Genomic DNA, 16,599 nt, shown 5'->3' with positions numbered 1-16,599 from the left:
GCTCCTCTATCAGGTGTTCGGCTCGTCAAGACGCGCTCGCAGCAAGGTGCTGCGCACCGCCTCGTCGGCCAGGTCGTCGGGAACCGATCGGCCCAATCGGGCCATCTCTTCACGGTTGTCCACGGCGTTCACCTGCCAGCCGTGGTCGGACAGCCACTGGATCGCGTCCGTGCGGTCGGGTTCGTGAAAGGTCAGCGCCTGGACGTTGACGTCCAGCCCGAGCCGCTCCCGCATCCGCAGCCAGCGCTGCGAATTGCTGCGCGAATTCATCCCGAACACCTCGACGGCGACCTGGCTGCCCGGCGCGCTGAGCGCGGTGAACATCTCGAACAGGCGGTCCTGGGCGTCGCTCGGCAGGTAGGGCAGCAACCCCTCCGCCAGCCACGCCGTCGGTTGCGTTGGGTCGAATCCGGCGGCGGCCAGGGCCGCGGGCCAGTCGTCGCGCAGGTCGATCGGGACGGGGCGCCTGCTCGCGGTGGGAGCCGCGCCCTGCTGCTCGAGAATTCCGGTCTTGTACTCCAGCACCTTGGGCTGGTCGATCTCGTACACGGCGGTGCCCGGCGGCCACTTCAACCGGTAGGCCCGCGAATCGAGCCCGGCCGCCAAGATTACGACCTGCCGAATCCCCGCGCGGGCGGCGTCCTCGAAGTACTCGTCGAAGAAATGCGTGCGCACCGCCTGGTAGTCGATCCCGATCCGGTGCGCGCGCTTCCCGTGCGGATCGCCGTCCAGCCAGGCCAGCTCGGGGTCGGCCAGCCGGGCCCAGGCCGGGCCGGCCGACGAGACCAACGGGAGAGCGAATTCGTCGCGGATCAGCGGATCGGCCCCGGACGTCTCCACCGCACGCGCCGCGGCGACGCCCAACGCGGTGGCGCCGACCAATTCGGTGATCGCCCAGCTGTCGCCGGCAGTCCGTAATGAAGGAGGTAACGACGCATCCAGATCAGTCATCACCCGAACCATGCTACCGAGTAAGTTAGTTAGCCTATACGCTTTGTGCGCAACTTCACTGCGCCCGGACCGGCGCCAACCGGCTCGTGGCGATCGCAAGCGCGGCATCGCCGGGCGCGGCGGGTCGTCACCGTCGGACTAGGTTTCAGGGCGCCAGAGCGCGCCTTCCAAGAGCTGCCGCAGCATCCCGGTGACGCCCAACATCGCCTGGTAGCTGCGCACGTACCCGGCGTACAGGCCCACGCCGCAGATCACCACGAGCAGCGTCTCGACCAAGGCCGACGGGTCGGTGCCCGGGATGACCTCGCCGCGCTCGATCGCATCGTTGACGACGCGCATCAGGAAATCGCGACTGAGCGTCACGGAATCGTTCTCGCCCGGCCGCAATTCCGGGTGCCGCTGAAATTCCAGCACGGCGGTGATTAAGAACGCCGATCCGGCGGGATTTTCGGAATTGGCGCGGACCGCGGCGGAGATGAACGCCGTCAGCCGCCCGATCAGAGTGGTCTCCCGCTCCGCCTGTTTGATGCCGGCCCCGATGACGAATCTGTTGGTCTCGTCCAGCACTTCCCGAAACAGCACGCGTTTGCTGGAGAAGTAGTGGTTGATCGCGGGGCGGGTCAGGTCGGCCTGTGCCGCGATCGCCTGAAACGTCGCGCCGTCGTAACCGCGTTCGCTGAACACCAGACGAGCGGCTTGGATGATGCGTTGGCGAGTCTCATCCGCCTTGGCGGCGGGCGGGCGCCCAGGCCTGCGACTCGCCTTTGCCGACATTGCTAAATTGTGCCACCGCCATGGTGCGGCATTAAAGCATTTGGCGGAATGGTGCCGAACTTTCCCGCCTGGTAGTCCTCCAGCGCCTCGATCAATTCCGCGCGGCTGTTCATCACGAAAGGACCGTAGTGGAATACCGGCTCGCGAATGGGCCGCCCGCCCAGCAGCAGCACATCAATTGCCTCGCCAGGGGCCCCGACGGTAATCCGATCGCCCGGCCCGAGCACCGCCAATTGCCCCGACCGAATCGGGTGGGCGACGGGACCGACGGAGCCGCTCCCGGACAGCACGTACACCAGCGCGTTGAAGTCGCGCCGCCACGGAATGTTGAGCCGAGCGCCGTGCGCAATCGTCGCGTGCGCCAACGTGATTGGCGTGTGGGTGAGGCCAGGTCCGCGGTGGCCGTCGATCTCGCCCGCGACGATGCGGACCAGGGCTCCGCCATCGTCCGAGGCGAGCAGCGCGGCGTCGGCGCCCTCGATCGCCTGGTACCGGGGCGGCGCGAATTTGTCCCGCTTCGGCAGATTCACCCACAGCTGGACGCCGTGAAAGACCCCACCGCTTTCCACCAGTTCGGCCGGCGGGGTCTCGATGTGCAGGATGCCCGACCCGGCCGTCATCCATTGCGTCGCGCCATCGGAGATCAGGCCGCCGCCGCCGTGGGAGTCCTGGTGGGCGAATTTGCCGTCGATCATGTACGTCACGGTTTCGAACCCGCGGTGCGGATGCCAATCGGTGCCCCGCGGTTCGCCCGGCTGGTATTCGACCGCCCCCATCTGGTCCATGTGCACGAAGGGATCCAGGGCCGCCGCGCTGACCCCGGCGAACGCGCGGACGACCGGGAAGCCCTCGCCCTCGTAGCCCCGCGGACCCGTGGTGATCGACCGGACCGGCCGATCGGTGTCGCCGGGGCCTGCGGCGCCGACGCGTGGCAGCGTGAGCGTGTCTGCGGTTACGGCAGGCATGTCTACCTCCTTCGATAAATGCTGCCCCATATAACCGGACTCCGGTCCGGTTATTCCCCGCCGTCGTGGGTCGTCCTAAGATGACGTGGTGCTTGGGGTCAGGTCGGCGCCGTGAGCGGACCTCCGGACGACGAACCCCAAACCGCCGAGGCCCACGTGGCCTCGGCACCGGCCGCCGGCGGACGATTCGGGGCCTCGATCCGCAAGTCGGGCTACCTGCAGAAGTGGCTGCTGCTGGGCGTCACGATCGGTTTCATCGCCGGCCTGGGTGCCGTCGTCTTCTATTTCGCCCTGAAGTACACCGCCGACTTCCTGCTGGGCTACCTCGCGGGCTACCACCTTCCGACGCCCGTCGGGGAGGGCGGCAGCCACGGATCGGCGGGCTTTCAACGCCCGTGGGCGCTGCCGTTGGTGACGACGGGCGGAGCGTTGCTGTCGGCGTTCATCGTGGCGAAGCTGGCCCCGGAGGCCACCGGTCACGGGACCGACGAAGCCATCCAGGCGGTGCACGGCGATCCCCGCGCCATCCGCTTCCGCGCGGTGCTGGTGAAGATGGCGGCCAGCGCGCTCACCATCGGCTCGGGCGGTTCGGCCGGCCGGGAAGGCCCGACGGCACAAATCTCCGCCGGCTTCTCCTCGCTGCTCACCCGGCGGCTGCACCTGTCCGACGAGGACGGCCGGACGGCGGTGGCGCTGGGCATCGGCGCGGGCATCGGGGCGATCTTCGCCGCCCCGCTGGGCGGCGCGGTGCTGGCCGCGTCCATCCCCTACCGCGACGATTTCGACTACCGCTTCCTGCTACCCGGGTTCATCACCTCGGGGACGGCGTATGCGGTGCTCGGGGCGTTCCTGGGCTTCGATCCGCTGTTCGGCTACATCGACGCCGAATACCGCTTCGAGAAGTCCTGGCCGCTGCTGTGGTTCGTGGTGATCGGGCTCGCCGCCGCGGCGGTCGGTTACCTGTATGCCCGCACCTTCCACACCACGGTGCGGCTCACCCATCGCCTGCCGGGCGGGCCGGTGCTCAAGCCGGCGCTGGGCGGACTCCTCGTCGGCCTCTTGGGCCTGCTGATTCCCCAGATCCTCAGCAGCGGCTACGGCTGGGCGCAGCTGGCCGCCGACCGCGGCTCGCTGATGGCGATCCCGCTGTGGATCGTCGTCGTCTTGCCGGTCGCCAAGATCGTCGCCACGTCGCTGTCGATCGGCACCGGCGGCTCCGGCGGGCTCTTCGGCCCGGGGATCGTCATCGGCGCCTTCGTGGGCGCCGCGGTCTGGCGGCTGGGCGAGCTGTCCGGCCTGCCCGGCGTGCCCCACGAACCGGGCATCTTCGTCGTCGTGGGGATGATGGCCTGCTTCGGCAGCGTCGCCCGCGCACCGCTGGCGATCATGATCATGGTCGCCGAGATGACCGGCTCGTTCTCGGTGGTGCCGGGGGCGATCCTCGCCGTCGGAATCGCGGCGCTGGTGATGTCCCGCACCAACGTCACCATCTACGAGGCGCAGCGGCTGAACCGGGACACCGCGGCCGCCGAGCGCGCGCGTTAGGAGGCGCTGCGCGCGCTGCTGGCGGCGTCCCGCTCGGTGGACGAGCCCTCGTGGGTGAGCTTCCCGCCCGCGCTCTCCAGGTGGGCCCGGACGAACCACTGGAACTTCTCCAGGTGCCCCGCCTGATCGATCAGCAGGTCCTGGGTGACGGGGTCGAGTTCCTCGGTCTCCTCGATGTATTTGCGGATGTCTTCGATGACACCGGTGTAGACCAGGTCCAGCGCGGCCAGGTGCGCCTGGACGCTGTCGCGGCCCACCGAATAGTCGTCCCAGGTGCGGTCCTTGATGATCGCTCCCGGCGTGCCCTGCGGTGACGCCCCCAGGGCGGCGATGCGCTCGGCAACGTCGTCGGCGAATCCGCGGACCGCGTCGACCTGCGGGTCGATCATCTCGTGCACGCCAATGAAGTTGGGGCCCACCACGTTCCAATGGACGTGCTTGAGCGTCAGGTGAAGGTCGTTGTAGGTGCTCAGTTGCTTTTGCAGCAGTTCGGTAAGCCGCGCTGCCTGTTTGTCGGTCAGTCCCGGAATGGTGAACTGTGTCATCGATCCCTCCCTGGTTCACACACGGTCACGTCTTCCAGAGGGGTTACCCGATGGCAGTTGCCGGAAACGCGAGCTAGATCTCGCTGATGTGCTGCACCGGCAGCCGCGCCCCCCGCCGGGGCTCGTATGCCAGCCCGCTGGCTTCCAGCAGCCGAACCACGCGGTGGCGGTGCGGTCGCATCGGTTCGAGCAGTTCGAGCATCGCCGCGTCGTCGACGGGGCGGCCCAACAGGGTCCAGCCGATCATCTTCGGGACGTGGTAGTCACCCACCGACACGGCATCGGCGTCACCGAACGCGCGCTGCGCGGTCTCGGCGGCGGTCCACTCACCCACCCCCGGCAGCGACGTCAGCGCCCGGCGGGCCTGCTCCGCCGGCCGCGCCACCAGTCGCTCCAACGACGACGCGCGGCGGGCGCAGCCCACCACGGTCTGCGCTCGGCCCGGATCCACGTTGGCGCGATGAAACTCCCACGACGGGATGTGCCGCCACGCCTCGGCCGAGGGCGGCACCCGCATCCCGTCCGGGGCCGGCCCGGGCGCGGGGGTGCCGTACTTGGACACCAGCAGACGCCATGACCGAAACGCGTCGGCGCCGGGCACCCGCTGCTCGATGATCGCCGGGATCAAGGCTTCCAGCACCAGCCCGGTACGGCCCAGCCGCAAGTGGGGGACGCGCCGATGCGCCGCGGCGACCGTCGGATCGCGCGGCACGAAGTCCGAGGCGTCGTCGTCGGCGCCCAGCATCGCCGGCAGCATCTCGACGAATTGCTGCGCACCGTCGCCCCACGCCACGCAATGGGCGGCGTTGGCGGCCGCGCGGGTGATCCGTGCGGTGACCGGGCCGGTGGGCAGCAGGCTGGTTCGCCAGATGGCGCCGTCGCCGGGCGTCCGGAAGCACGGATCTCGGGGACCCCGCCGCAGGGGCGCGAGGGTGTGCCCGTAGCTGGCAGCCCCGGGGAACGTGACCGTTCGCGCGCTCTGCACCCGACGCCTTTCTCAATCCCGATAAGTCCGAACCTTTTGCAAGGATCGCGCGGTTTGACCGCAAACTATCCGTCAAGTCAATATTGCGATGTGATGACGCCATTCGATGGCCCGCACACGGAGCTCGCCTGGATGTTCTTGCAGAGCCTGACCGAGGGGGCCGACCTGGACGAGGGCTTCTCGCTGCTGAGCGACGACTTCACCTATTGGAGTCTGTACACCCGCATATCGTTCGACAAGGCGACGTTGCGGCAATCGGTCGAGTGGCGCAAACGGAGCTTGGAGCTCAGCGTCGAACTGCGCAGTTGCTTCGCCGACGGCGACGCGGTGGTGGTCGAAGCCCAGGCAACCGGCGTCAACACCGACGGGGTCGAATACGACAGCCCCTTCGCCTGCATCTTCGAGATCCGCGACGGGTTGATCGTCTCGATGCGCGAATACAGCGACACGCGCGCCCAAGCGCGCGCGCTGCCCCAGTCACCCAGTGTGGGCTACTGAAATCTCGGCCTTGTTGGGGTAGAAGGCGACGTGCCCCGCGATGGCGGCGACGGCGGGATACGGCTGCTCGTACGTCCAGATCACGTCGTCGACGGTCTCGCCGGCGGACGTCGTCACGCTGTAGTAGCTGGCGTCACCCTTGAACGGGCAGTAGGTGCTGGTGTCGGTGCGGGACAGCCGGTCGGCGACCACGTCGCTCATCGGAATGTATTGCACCGCAGGCAAAGTCGCCTCGCGCAGCTCCAGCGCCGCGGTCGTGTCCGCGACGAGTTCGCCGTTGATGCGCACCTGCACCCGGCCTTTCGTCGGCTCGATGGTGATCGGATGCCCGGCGCTCGGTTCTTTGATTTCGGGGTGGCTCATGGTTCCTCCTCAGACGCGGATAGGGGTTGCAACAACCGCCTGGACCCAACGCTTCCCGACCGGGACGCCCGACACTACTCGGCCTGGGCGGCCTTGTCTTTTCGAGGGTTCTGCGCGCCCTTCAGCGCCGCCCAGAATCGGGCCGCCTCGCGGATGGATTCCTCTACCGGGCGCGGCTGCCAGCCCAACTCCCGCTTCGCCTTGCCGCTGTCGACGGGAGCCTCGGCGCGCATCATCCGCACCGACTTGAGGCTGAGTTCGGAGTCCTTGCCGGTGAGTCGGGCCCTCAGCGTGCCCGCCGCGGCAAGGGCATACAGCACGGGCACCGAGATCGCGCGTTGCGGCGGTGGCACGCCGGCCTCCTCGGCCGCGATCCGCACGACGTCGTTGAGCGCAAACATCCGCTCGGAGACCAGGTATCGCTCGCCGATGCGGCCACGCTCGGCGGCCAGAATCATCGCCCGGGCGGCGTCGTCGACCCCGACGACCTCCAGCTCGATGCCGTTCATGAGGAAGGGCAGCTTGCCGAACACCGCGCCGGCGATGAAGGCGCCGTGCGGGGTGCCTCCCCAGTCCCCGCTGCCGTACGTCGTCGAGACGCACATCGCGACGGCGGGCAGCCCGGCGTCGGCCACGTATCGCATCACCAGGTCCTCGGCTTGGACCCGGGATTGGACATAGGGGGTCAGGCCGCGCGGGTCGATGATGTCCTCCTCGGTCGCCACGTGACCGTGTCGCCGGCCCACGGTCGCGTAGGTGCTGGTGAAGACGAACCTGCGCAGACCGGGTTCCTTGACGGCGACATCGAGTACGTTGCGCAGGCCCTCGACGTTGGTGCGAAACAGCGGCGACGGGTCGCGCAACCAGGCGCGGGTGTCGACGACGCAGTAGTAGACGTCGTCGACGCCGTCCATCGCCTCGCGCACGGTGTCGGTATCGAAGACGTCGCCATGAAAGCGGGTGAGCTCGAGATCGTCGATGGCGCGGGTGTTGGCGGTCGGGCGCACCATCGCGCGTACCTGCGCGCCGCCGGCGACGAGCTGGCGGGTCACGTGCGAGCCCAGGAAGCCGTTGGCGCCGATGACCAGCTTGGGTTTCGTGCTCACTTACGCTCCTCCGTATTGCTGCATCCAGCGCGCGGCGTCCTCGTCGAGCGTGCCGAGGGCCTCGGCCTTGCGGCACCATTTCATTCCCGCGCGCAGGAAGCGCAGGGGGTTGTAGATGTCCTCCTCACGGCTCCACAGGCCGTCGCCGGCGTACGTGATGATCGTGATGTTGCTCGCGCTGATGACGCTGCCGTCGCCCGGGTCGCGCATGGGATTGTCCAGCTCGAGGATCACCCGTCCCGTGGACTCGTCGATGACCGACCACAACGTCGGGAACGCGACCATGTGGCTGCCCGGGAAGGTCGTCATCGTTTCCTTGATCCAGTCGCGCACCTCGTCGCGGCCGCGCATGGTGCCCGCCGCGTGCTCGATGTACTCGACGTCGGGCGTGTACTGCTCGACCCACGCGTCCCAGTCCCTGGTTTCGGCGGCCCGGGCGACCGTCGCCTCAAACTTCTCGAACGCGGTAGCCAGTTCGCTACGGGAGAACGCTGACGTAGTCATGCCGAAACTAGAACACGTTCTATTGACATTTGTCGAGGGTGGACGCCCGGCGGCCCGGACCGCCGCATCTCGGGCCCTCGCCGAACGTGAAACTGCTGCGAGTTTTTCGCCGATTTTGCGCAGCAGTTTCACGCTCGGCGCGCGACGCCGTGGCTCTCACCAGCGACTCCGGTGGGCGCGCCGACGATGCGGAATAATCTAAGGCGGTCTCACTGGACGGCGAGGAGGACAGACATGGCGGAGTATCAACGGGCGCTTCTCGCCGGCGGCTGTTTCTGGGGCATGCAGGATTTGATCCGCAAGCAGCCCGGCGTGATCTCGACGCGGGTCGGATACAGCGGCGGTGACGTCCCCAACGCGACCTACCGTCATCACGGCACGCACGCCGAGGCCGTCGAAATCGTCTACGACCCAACCCTCACCGACTACCGCACGCTGCTGGAGTTCTTCTTCCAGATCCACGATCCGACAACGAAGAATCGCCAGGGCAACGACGTGGGAACCAGTTACCGGTCGGCCATCTTCTATGTCAACGACGAGCAGAAGCGGGTCGCGCTGGACACCATCGCCGACGTCGAGGCGTCCGGCCTGTGGCCCGGCAAGGTCGTGACCGAGGTCAGCCCGGCCGGGGATTTCTGGGAGGCCGAGCCCGAGCACCAGGACTACCTGCAGCGCTACCCCAGCGGGTACACCTGCCACTTCGTGCGTCCCGGTTGGAAGTTGCCGCGCCGGGCCGCCGCCGGTCAATAGTCAACGGGTAACCCGCGTTCCCGCGGGCCGTCCCGCAGCGGGAGTGTCGACAACCACTGTCCTCTCGCCGCGATGCTGTCCGCCTCCACATCGACAACGCCGCCCGTACACCCGACAATCTAGGCACAGGGATCGAGCGCCCGCGCAGGCGGGCGCTCGCTCTATTCGCCGAATGTGCACTGCGAAGGGAAGTTCGGGCTCATGCCGTCTCAAAGCACCGTCTGGGATGTGACGTACGACCTGCTGCGCAACTTGGGATTGACGACGGTGTTCGGCAACCCCGGTTCGACCGAGCAGACGTTCTTGAAGAACTTCCCCGACGACTTCACCTACGTCCTCGGCCTGCAGGAGGCGTCGGTGCTGGCCATGGCCGACGGCTTCGCACAGGCGAGCGGCAAACCGTCGCTAGTGAACCTGCATACCGCGGCGGGCACCGGAAACGCGATGGGCAGCCTAATCAGTGCGTATAAGAGCAACACCCCGATGATCGTCACCGCCGGACAGCAAACCCGCGAAATGATCTTGTGCGAGCCATATTTGACCAACACCGATGAAACGCTGCTTCCCCTTCCGTGGGTCAAGTGGGCATACCAACCGACCCGCGCCGAGGACGTGCCGGCGGCGTTCATGCGGGCCTACACCGTCGCGGTCCAGCCGCCCGCCGGCCCCGTGTACCTGTCGATCCCCCTCGATGACTGGGACAGGCCAGCACTCGGGCCGGCGGTGGTCCGGACGGCCAGCAGCCGCAGCGCGCCCGACGCCGCGCGCCTTGGTGACTTCGCCGAGCGCATCAACCGGGCGCGGCGGCCGCTGCTGGTCGTCGGTCCCGAAGTCGACCGGGCCGGCGGGTGGGACGCCGCCGTCGCGTTCGCCGAGCAGGTGCACGCCCCGGTGTATTCCAGTGCCCTGCCGGACCGCGTGTCTTTCCCCGAAGACCATCCGCTCTACCAGGGCATGCTGCCGATGACGATCGCGGAAGTGAACGCGGTGCTGCGCGGCCACGATCTGGTCGTCGTCGTCGGCGCTCAGGTCTTCCGCTACTACCCGTACGTGGCCGGCGACTTCTTGCCCGAGGGCACCGAATTGCTGCACATCACCGCGGACCCATGGCTGGCCGGTGCCGCGCCGGTGGGCGACAGCCTGCTGAGCGACACGTTGCTGGCCCTGCAACAGCTCGCCCCGCTGATCGAGGCCAAGACCGACCGGCCGACGCCCAAGCCGCTGGACCGCACCCCGGGCACGGTGGAACCCGCCGCCGCCCCGCTGACGCCGGCACAGGTGTACTCCGCACTGAACACGGTGAAGCCGCCGGAAGCCGCGCTGGTCAACGAGTCGACGTCGACGATGGCCGAGCAGGCCCGCTGGCTGCCCACCCTGCGTTCGCATTCCTTCTTCGCCACCGGCAGCGGGGGCATCGGCTGGGGAGTGCCGGGCGCGGTCGGCGTCGCGCTCGGCGACCGCGCAGCCGGTCGCAAACGCGCTGTCGTGGCGACCATCGGCGACGGCTCGTTCCAGTATTCGATCCAGGCGATCTGGACCGCGGCGCAACACAAACTACCGATCGTGTTCGTCGTGATGCGCAACGGCGAGTATTCGGTCTTGAAATCGTTTGCGCTACTTGAGAAGACACCGGGTGTGCCCGGTCTGGATCTGCCCGGTCTCGACATCCACGCGCTGGCAACGGGCTTCGGATGCCGCGCCGTCACCGTGGCGGACACCGAACAGCTGGTGAACGAATTCCAGGCCGCGCTTGGAGCCGACGGACCGACGGTGATCGTGGTGCCGACCAAACCCCAACTCGCGCATCTGGGCTGATGCCGCAATGCGGGCCGCGGAGATCAGCACGACCGGGCCGGGACAGGTGCTGATGCCCTGACGCCCATTAGGCTGCGGCTATGGCCGCCGATTCCGCGGACGCGCAACTCGCCGAACTCGGTGCCGCCCTGCTCTCACGCGCCGACGAACTGGCCGACACCATGCTGGGGCTGATGCGCCGCGACGTCGACTTCCACCGGACCGTGGCATTGGTGACCGACGACCAACTGCGCAGCACCGTGCGGAGCCACCTCGACTTCATCCTGGGCGCGTTCGGTCAACCCGGGCGCGCCTACGACACGAGCGCGGCCGCGGCCACCGGCCGCAACCGGGCGGCCGCCGGTGTGCCGTTGCCGGCGGTCATGGATTCCTACCGGAAGTGCGCACGCTTTCTGTGGGACGAACTGCGCGCCGAAGCGGCGCGGTCCGCCACGGTAAGCGACGGCGGATTGGTGCACGCCGCCTCGGCGATGTGGATGGTGCTGGACGAGTTCACCACGGCCATGGTCAGCGGGTACCAGGAAGAAATAGCCCGCCAAGTCGTCGGCCGCCAGCGGGAGCGTTCGGCGATGGTGCAGGCGCTCATCGACGGCCGGCTGCCGGACAACCTGGATATCTGGAATACCGCCGACGCACTGAGGATTTCGCTGCGCGGACCGTACGTCGTCGTGTGCGCGGAACTGTCCAGCATCGGACGCTCCGTGTTGCCCGACATCGAGAGTCGCTTGGCCGCCAAGGGAATCGCCTCCGCCTGGCGGTTGCAGCCCGACATCGAGGTCGGCATCCTGCAGCTTGGTCCGCGGATGCTCGACCTCGTGCTCAAGGAACTCGGCGCGTATCGGGCGCCCCGAATCGGCATCAGCCCGCCGATCAGCGACCTCGGGGAAACCGCGGTCGCGTTGCGATACGCGCGAATCGCGATGACGGGCTCCCGTCCTGACCGCGCGAGCGTCACGGTCTTCGACCGCGACGTGATGGCGGTGACGGCCGTGGCCGACCCGGATGTGATGGCCCGCCTGTCGGCCACGGTCCTCGGCCCTCTGGACGATTTGGCGGACCACGAGCGGGACGTGCTGCTCGACACGCTCGAGGCATGGCTCGACAACGGCGGTTCCGCCGAACGCGCGGCGGGCGCGCTGTACGTGCACCCCAACACGGTGCGCCAACGGTTGCGCAAACTCGAGCACCGGACCGGCCGAGTGCTCACCGATCCACGTGCCGCGGCGGAACTGTGCATCGCGTTGGAAACCGCCCGCCGCGCCCCCAAGCCGGCAGCGCCGCGTCCCGAAGGCTAGCTGCTCAGCGGCGGTGCACCACGATGCGTCCGCCGTCCTTCGGGGTGAACGCGACGCCGCGGCTGTGCCACCGTTCCCCGGGTTCCGTGGTGGTCTCAATGGTGAAGTTGCGCAACACCGTTCGCAACACCACGTCCATCTCCATGTTGGCGAACGCCGCACCCACGCAGCGCCGGGTGCCGCCGCCGAACGGAATCCACGCGAACGAGGACGGCTTGTTTTCGATGTAGCGCTGCGGGTCGAAGCGTTCGGGGTCGGGAAAGACGCTGGGGTCGTTGTGGATCTGCGCGATGCTGATGATGATCGAGTCCCCGTGGGGGATGACCCATTCACCGAGTTGAAAGACCGGCGGGTACACGCGGCGGGCGGCGAAATCGATGACCGTGCGCGCCCGCTGGACCTCCAGGATCGTCGCCTGGCGCAGCTCGGAGCCGCCGTTGTCCGCCTCGTCAACCAGGGCGGCCAGGATATCCGGGTGGCGGCTCAACCGTTCGAAAGCCCAGCCCAGCGTGGAGGCGGTGGTTTCGTGCCCGGCGGCCAGCAACGTGAGCAGCTCGTCGCCAATGTCCTTGCGGGACATCGCCGAACCGTCCTCGTAGGTGCTGCGCAGCATCAGCGCCAGCACGTCGGTCCGCTCGTCGAAATGGGGATCGGCCCGCTCCGCGTCGATCAGGCGGTCGAGCACGACGTCGTACTGGCGGCGCCACTCGGCCAGCCGGCCCCACGGGCTGAACCGGCCGTAGTCGCGCTCGGGTTTCGGCAGCGCCGCCAGGCGCGAACCCAGGGTGACCCACGGCGGGATCAGCCGGCGCAGCTCGTCGAGCTCGGCGCCCTCGGCCCCGAACACCGCGCGCAGGATGGCGTTGAGCGTGATGCGCATCATCGACGGCAGCGTGGCCACGGGCGCGCCTTCCGGCCAGCCGGCCGACTCTCGCAGCGTCTCCTCTTCGATGATCGCCTCGTAGTTCTTCATGCTCTTGCCGTGAAACGGCGGCGCCAGCAGGCGTCGACGCCGGCGGTGATCGTCGCCGTCGAGCGCGAACACCGACCCGGAGCCGAACAGCCGGCTCAGGTTGGGCTGGATGTTTCCGAGCTCTTCCGGGCTGGTGGTGAACACCTGCTTGGCCAGCCTCCAGTCGCCGACCACCACCACGCGGCCATAGATCGGGATGTTGACCGTGAACACGTTGCCGTGTCGGCGCGCCAGCCGCTGGATCATCCACCGGCGCGAGACCGCAAAGAAGATGCCCTGCAGCAGTTTCGGCATCCGGGTGGCCGGCGGTAGGCGAACGGCCGGCGGGGCGGTGACGACGTCGCTCATGGCGGTGATGCTCCCCATTTCTCCCCATCGGGGTTGGTACCGCGGTGTACCAAATCCTTTCCCGATACGGTACTCTGTGGTACCAAGCCTGACAAGGTGCCGTGTTCGCGAAGGGGGCGCCGCCTGTGACATCAACGGTCGACACTGCGGTCCTCGCCGACGCCCCGGCCGGATCGGATCCCTTTCGCCTTCGCCTGCTCGACGGTCTCGCCGCCTCGATCGGCGAGCGTGGTTACCGCGCCAGCACCGTCGCCGACGTCGTCCGCCACGCCCGCACGTCAAAGCGCACGTTCTACGACCAGTTCGCCAGCAAGGAGGAGTGCTTCCTCGAGTTGCTCCGCGACGACATCGAGAAGCTCGGCGAGAGCATCGCCGCCGCGGTCGATCCCGAGGCGGACTGGCACCGACAGATTCGTCAGGCCGTCGAGGCGTACGTCGAACACATGGAGGCCCGCCCGGCCATCACCTTGAGCCTGATTCGCGAGCTGCCGTCGCTGGGCGACGTCGCCCGCCCGGTCCAGCGGCGCGGCGTGCAGTTGTTGTCCAACCTGCTGATCGACCTCAGCGCCAGCCCGGGGTTTCGCCGCGCGCAGCTGCCTCCGCTGACCGCGCCGCTGGCCGTGATCCTGCTGGGCGGCCTGCGGGAACTGACCGCGCTGTCCGTCGAAGACGGCCGGCCCGTCCGCGAAATCGTCGAACCCGCGGTCGACGCGTCCATAGCCCTGCTGGGCCCGCGAAGCTAGGCTCGTCGCGAACCCCCAACCGGACTTGGAGGATTGCGATGCGGCTGTCGACGCGAAACCAGCTCAAGGGAACCATCACCGAGGTCGACCTCGGCAGCGTGATGGCCATCGTGAAGGTCAAGCTCGACGGTGGCGACCAGATCGTCACGTCGTCGGTCACCAAGGACGCGGCGACCGACCTCGGCCTGGCGGTCGGTCAGCCCGCGACGGTGTTCATCAAGTCCACCGAGGTCACCATCGGCGTCGAATGACGACCAAAGTCGGCCCGGCGCTTTAACTTTCGGCGCGCAGGAAGGCCTTCAGGCGGTCGAGGACCAGCTCGGGGCGCTCCTCGACGATCCAGTGCCCGGCGCCCTCGACGATCTCGACCTCGAAATCGCTGATGCGGTCGGCGTATCCGTCCAGCAGGTCCACGGTGAGCACGGGATCCTTCGTGCCGCTGAGCCAGCGGACCGGTACGTCGACGCGCGCGTCGTTGTATTCGCCGCGCAGCCAGCGGAACAGCTCCGTGCTCAGGAAGGTGCGATACCACCGCGAGCCCGCCAACGCGTGCCCGGGCTGGCGCATGCACTCGATGTAGAAGCGGACCTCGTCCTCGGGCACCAGGTAGTCCCCGCCGACCCACGAGGCCAGCATCCGGTAGAACCGGGCCTTCGGATCGCCGACCACGCGCGGGCCGATCACCGGCAGCGCGATCGGGACCTGGTACCAGAACCGCCAGACGTTGCGCAGCAGCTTGAGGTTGGGATTGGTCCACGGCGCCGAGGTGTTCATCCCGAAAAATCCGGTGACCTTCTCCGGGTGGCGCAGCATCATGGTGAACGCGACCGGGCCGCCCCAGTCGTGGGCGGCCAGTTTGACGGTCGCAACGCCCAGCCGGTCCAGGACCGCGGCCAGGTCGTCGGCCATGTCGTCCTTGAGGTACCGGGACGGCGGGGCCGAGCTCCACCCCGCGCCGCGCAGGTCGGGACACAGCACGCGATAACCGTCGGCGGCGAGCGGGCCGATCAGTTTGTGCCACTCCCACCAGTTCTGGGGAAAGCCGTGCACCAGCATCACCGCGGGCCCATGGGCCGGACCGGCGTCCGCGACGTGGATGGTGACACCGTCCCCGAGCTCGATGTACCTGTGTTCGACACCGTCCAGCGCGGGCATAGCGACCATGTGTTGAGAAGGTACTCGATGCCGCAAAACGGATCAGGCCAGGAACCGTTCCACGTAGGGCGCGAACCGCGAGCGCAGCTCGTCCTCCATGAGCCCGAACATCTCGGGCGACGTTTCGACGTTGCCCAGCCGGCCGCGCTGGTGGCCCGACAGGTAGCCGGCGACCGCCGCGCGCGCCGGTTCGGTGAACGGCTCGCCGGCCAGCGCGTATACCCGCTCGGCGACGCCGAGTTCGTCGGCCATGAAATCGTCGAAGCGAATGTCGATCGAGCGGTCCGGACCGATCGTGTCGCGGTCGCGGACGAGTGCCGCCAGCATCTGGTCGAGCCGGTCGACCCAGTACCGCGCGATCTGCGGCACCGGAACGGGTGAGCGGTGCATGCGCGCCGAGTAGGTGATCATCGCGATCATCGACAGCGCCACGGGGACCGGGTCGCGGTGGGTGAACACCACGATGCTGCCGGGGAAGACGCGGTCCAACACCGGCACCTGCTCGAGGTGCTGGGGCGACTTGAGCAGCCAGCGTCGCCCGCCGCGCAGAAACTGCATGGCCTTGAGTTGCCGGGCGAGGTATTCGTAGTGCGGCGTCTGGTCGTGGGCCTGGTAATAGTCGCGCCAGCGCGGCGCGTCGGCCAGCGTCTCGAAGAGCATCGTCGAAAAGTCGTTGGCCAGCAACTGGATTTCTTCGTGGACGTGGTCGGTGGTCATCTCGTGCATGAGCGGGAAATGCGGCATCACGGTGTTGATCACGCCGACCCCGACATCCATCCGGACCCGCCGCGGATCGGGTTCGACGCCCGCCTCGGCCGGCAGCGGAAACGGTTCGACACTTTCCCAGTACGGCATGGTGCGGAAGGTGGGCGCCGCCGCCAGCAGGTTGTGCAGGTGGGTGGTGCCGGTGCGGGGCAGGCCGGCGATCACGATCGGCGGCACCAGCGCGAGGTCGTCGATGTCGGGGTGCCTGCTCAGCAGGTCGGTGAACAACAGCCGGTTCTTGAGCAACTGCAATAGCTGCGCGTAGAAGTTGACCGCGCCTGCCGGGTGCAACCCGTCGATGTCGCGCAGCGCGGCGAGGTAGACGTCGAGCCGTTCGCGGTAGTCCGCCGGACCGAAATCGTCCAGGCCGGTGTCGGCGGCGGCCCGGGCATGCAGCGCGTCGGAGTCCAGCGGCGCGTCCGGGGCCAGCGTGGCCATCATGTCGAGAATCTGCTGCGCCTCGGGGCTGAACCGGGGCTGGGCGAGGTCGTCAAGGCGAACGGCGTCGGTCACGGCGAC

General features: G+C 68.2%; 18 protein-coding genes. 7 read left to right on the top strand and 11 right to left on the bottom strand.

The genetic code is table 11. The features are described 5' to 3' along the window. Nucleotides 1-9 precede the first annotated feature (9 nt). The 3 genes from AWB89_RS07120 to AWB89_RS07110 form a co-directional block, all read right to left on the bottom strand. A complete protein-coding gene (locus tag AWB89_RS07120) occupies nucleotides 10-951 on the bottom strand; it encodes a class I SAM-dependent methyltransferase (RefSeq protein ID WP_085172732.1) in 942 nt (313 codons plus the stop codon). 138 nt (nucleotides 952-1,089) lie between these two features. After that, on the bottom strand, nucleotides 1,090-1,725 hold the full coding sequence (locus AWB89_RS07115) for a TetR/AcrR family transcriptional regulator (RefSeq protein ID WP_085098395.1): 636 nt from the start codon (nucleotides 1,723-1,725) through the stop codon (nucleotides 1,090-1,092). 2 nt (nucleotides 1,726-1,727) lie between these two features. Then, nucleotides 1,728-2,690: a pirin family protein gene (locus tag AWB89_RS07110; RefSeq protein WP_085172513.1), complete on the bottom strand. Its 963-nt coding sequence runs from the start codon at nucleotides 2,688-2,690 to the stop codon at nucleotides 1,728-1,730. Between the two features lie 111 nt (nucleotides 2,691-2,801). Here AWB89_RS07110 and AWB89_RS07105 point away from each other — a divergent pair, with 111 nt between their 5' ends. Then, entirely contained in the window at nucleotides 2,802-4,235 is a 1,434-nt protein-coding gene (locus AWB89_RS07105; RefSeq protein ID WP_139830685.1) for a chloride channel protein, read from the top strand. Here the strand turns inward: AWB89_RS07105 and AWB89_RS07100 are convergent. Both AWB89_RS07100 and AWB89_RS07095 read right to left on the bottom strand, forming a co-directional pair. Then, the gene (locus AWB89_RS07100) at nucleotides 4,232-4,780 is read right to left on the bottom strand and encodes a Dps family protein (protein ID WP_085098389.1); all 549 of its coding nucleotides are present in this window, start codon (nucleotides 4,778-4,780) and stop codon (nucleotides 4,232-4,234) included. The two genes, AWB89_RS07105 and AWB89_RS07100, sit on opposite strands and share 4 nt — an antisense overlap. Before the next feature lie 73 nt (nucleotides 4,781-4,853). Next, the gene (locus tag AWB89_RS07095; RefSeq protein WP_085172511.1) at nucleotides 4,854-5,765 is read right to left on the bottom strand and encodes a DNA-3-methyladenine glycosylase family protein; all 912 of its coding nucleotides are present in this window, start codon (nucleotides 5,763-5,765) and stop codon (nucleotides 4,854-4,856) included. A gap of 90 nt (nucleotides 5,766-5,855) precedes the next feature. Between AWB89_RS07095 and AWB89_RS07090 the strand changes: the two genes are divergently transcribed. Continuing rightward, nucleotides 5,856-6,263 carry a nuclear transport factor 2 family protein gene (locus AWB89_RS07090; protein WP_085172509.1) on the top strand — a complete coding sequence of 136 codons (408 nt, stop codon included), beginning with the start codon at nucleotides 5,856-5,858 and terminating at the stop codon, nucleotides 6,261-6,263. On the opposite strand, the gene AWB89_RS07085 is transcribed toward AWB89_RS07090, so the two are convergent. The 3 genes from AWB89_RS07085 to AWB89_RS07075 all read right to left on the bottom strand — a co-directional run bounded on the left by AWB89_RS07085 (nucleotide 6,243) and on the right by AWB89_RS07075 (nucleotide 8,236). Beyond that, nucleotides 6,243-6,626: a DUF427 domain-containing protein gene (locus AWB89_RS07085; RefSeq protein ID WP_085098380.1), complete on the bottom strand. Its 384-nt coding sequence runs from the start codon at nucleotides 6,624-6,626 to the stop codon at nucleotides 6,243-6,245. The two genes, AWB89_RS07090 and AWB89_RS07085, sit on opposite strands and share 21 nt — an antisense overlap. 74 nt (nucleotides 6,627-6,700) lie before the next feature. Then, nucleotides 6,701-7,732: an NAD-dependent epimerase/dehydratase family protein gene (locus AWB89_RS07080; RefSeq protein WP_085172507.1), complete on the bottom strand. Its 1,032-nt coding sequence runs from the start codon at nucleotides 7,730-7,732 to the stop codon at nucleotides 6,701-6,703. After that, nucleotides 7,733-8,236, bottom strand: a complete 504-nt coding sequence (locus AWB89_RS07075; RefSeq protein ID WP_085172505.1) for a nuclear transport factor 2 family protein — start codon at nucleotides 8,234-8,236, stop codon at nucleotides 7,733-7,735. Between the two features lie 234 nt (nucleotides 8,237-8,470). Between AWB89_RS07075 and msrA the strand changes: the two genes are divergently transcribed. From msrA to AWB89_RS07060, 3 genes are all read left to right on the top strand, one after another. Beyond that, nucleotides 8,471-8,986 carry a peptide-methionine (S)-S-oxide reductase MsrA gene (gene msrA / locus AWB89_RS07070; RefSeq protein WP_085172503.1) on the top strand — a complete coding sequence of 172 codons (516 nt, stop codon included), beginning with the start codon at nucleotides 8,471-8,473 and terminating at the stop codon, nucleotides 8,984-8,986. Nucleotides 8,987-9,187: 201 nt separating this feature from the next. After that, complete coding sequence (mdlC, locus tag AWB89_RS07065; RefSeq protein ID WP_085172501.1) at nucleotides 9,188-10,801, top strand: benzoylformate decarboxylase; 1,614 nt, start codon at nucleotides 9,188-9,190, stop codon at nucleotides 10,799-10,801. 80 nt (nucleotides 10,802-10,881) lie between these two features. Then, complete coding sequence (locus tag AWB89_RS07060) at nucleotides 10,882-12,096, top strand: PucR family transcriptional regulator (RefSeq protein WP_085172499.1); 1,215 nt, start codon at nucleotides 10,882-10,884, stop codon at nucleotides 12,094-12,096. 4 nt (nucleotides 12,097-12,100) lie between these two features. Here AWB89_RS07060 and AWB89_RS07055 read toward each other — a convergent pair whose 3' ends face one another. Further along, nucleotides 12,101-13,417: a cytochrome P450 gene (locus tag AWB89_RS07055; protein WP_085172730.1), complete on the bottom strand. Its 1,317-nt coding sequence runs from the start codon at nucleotides 13,415-13,417 to the stop codon at nucleotides 12,101-12,103. A 125-nt stretch (nucleotides 13,418-13,542) separates the two neighbouring features. Between AWB89_RS07055 and AWB89_RS07050 the strand changes: the two genes are divergently transcribed. Both AWB89_RS07050 and AWB89_RS07045 read left to right on the top strand, forming a co-directional pair. Then, complete coding sequence (locus AWB89_RS07050) at nucleotides 13,543-14,160, top strand: TetR/AcrR family transcriptional regulator (protein WP_085172497.1); 618 nt, start codon at nucleotides 13,543-13,545, stop codon at nucleotides 14,158-14,160. A gap of 38 nt (nucleotides 14,161-14,198) precedes the next feature. After that, a complete protein-coding gene (locus AWB89_RS07045; RefSeq protein WP_066917306.1) occupies nucleotides 14,199-14,411 on the top strand; it encodes a TOBE domain-containing protein in 213 nt (70 codons plus the stop codon). A 22-nt stretch (nucleotides 14,412-14,433) separates the two neighbouring features. Here AWB89_RS07045 and AWB89_RS07040 read toward each other — a convergent pair whose 3' ends face one another. Together AWB89_RS07040 and AWB89_RS07035 are read right to left on the bottom strand one after the other, a co-directional pair. Then, a complete protein-coding gene (locus tag AWB89_RS07040; RefSeq protein WP_085172495.1) occupies nucleotides 14,434-15,324 on the bottom strand; it encodes an alpha/beta fold hydrolase in 891 nt (296 codons plus the stop codon). A gap of 33 nt (nucleotides 15,325-15,357) precedes the next feature. After that, on the bottom strand, nucleotides 15,358-16,593 hold the full coding sequence (locus AWB89_RS07035) for a sulfotransferase family protein (protein WP_085172493.1): 1,236 nt from the start codon (nucleotides 16,591-16,593) through the stop codon (nucleotides 15,358-15,360). Between the last annotated feature and the right edge of the window lie 6 nt (nucleotides 16,594-16,599).

The organism is Mycobacterium paraense (assembly GCF_002101815.1).
Lineage (GTDB): Bacteria > Actinomycetota > Actinomycetes > Mycobacteriales > Mycobacteriaceae > Mycobacterium > Mycobacterium paraense.
This window is presented reverse-complemented; position numbering and strand designations above follow the sequence as displayed.